Below are 1,094 nucleotides of genomic sequence, written 5' to 3'. Positions count from 1 at the left end.
GGCGGCCGCAAAAACTGAGTGCAACACCTCTACCTCCGGTAAGGTGCCGCGATGTCTTATACCGAACTCAGTATCGAAGAACGCGTCACCATTCAAATCGGACAATACCGAGATCTCAGTCAGCGAGAGATTGCTCGTCTGCTGGGGCGTAGTCCGTCCACCATCAGCCGCGAGTTGAAAAGAAATAAGGTGATCAACGCAAGCTATGCGGCCTGCCAAGCCCAGGCTTTTACTCGTGAACGTCGAAAAGTCTGCTGTCCCGCTAGAAAGCTGGTGCCGGGCAATGAGCGATTCGAGCTGATTGTCTACTTGCTTCGAGAAGGCTTTTCTCCCGAGCAAATCGCGGGCAAGCTGCGTCGCATGAAAATCAATTTTGAAGAAGCTTACGTCTGCCGTGAAACCATCTACAACGCCATTTACGCACTGCCTGTGGGCGAGTTGCGTAAGGAGTTGATCCTGTGTCTGCGCCAAGGCAAAAGCACCCGCAGACCGCGCAGTGGCGGTGTTGACCGACGCGGCCAGATTCCGGACATGGTGAGCATTCACGTGCGTCCGCCCGAGATCGAAGACCGGCAAATGCCCGGCCACTGGGAAGGCGATCTGATCAAGGGCAAGGACAATGCCTCGGCGGTGGGCACGCTTGTTGAGCGCACCAGTGGTTATTTGATCCTGGTCAAAATGCGCGACGCCACCGCGACCTCGGCGGTCGAAGGCTTCAGTGCGGCGTTGAACAGCATGCCGCTGGAGGTGCGTAAAAGCATGACGTATGACCGGGGCCGTGAGATGGCCAAACACGCCGAACTGACCCAGAAAACGGGCGTGGCAATTTACTTTTGCGATCCGCACAGCCCTTGGCAGCGCGGCAGTAACGAGAACATCAACGGTTTGATTCGCCAGTACCTGCCCAAGGGTACGGACTTGTCGAAGCACAGCCAGGAACAGCTGGACGCCATTTCGTATCAACTGAACATTCGGCCTCGTAAACGCTTCGATTTCAGATGTCCGATTGAAGTGATTACCGAGGTGATGGGTATGTATCATGAGCCCCCCACTTCAATTCAATGACCGTGTTGCACTCGGTTCCTGCAACCGCC

The 1,094-nt window shown here is 55.7% G+C and carries 1 protein-coding gene; it reads left to right on the top strand.

What is annotated here, in order from left to right; all coding sequences use genetic code 11:
- Window positions 1-51: 51 nt before the first annotated feature.
- Window positions 52-1,065, top strand: coding sequence for an IS30 family transposase (locus ACYP2A_RS13910; protein ID WP_459745730.1), 1,014 nt, complete (start codon window positions 52-54; stop codon window positions 1,063-1,065).
- Window positions 1,066-1,094: the final 29 nt, after the last annotated feature.

It is taken from the genome of Pseudomonas sp. 3A(2025) (genome assembly GCF_054589175.1).
This window is presented reverse-complemented; position numbering and strand designations above follow the sequence as displayed.

What these genes read in the sequence shown, in the direction of transcription:
- ACYP2A_RS13910 (WP_459745730.1), top strand. Translation starts at nt 52, where the DNA reads ATGTCTTATACCGAACTCAGTATCGAAGAACGCGTCACCATTCAAATC.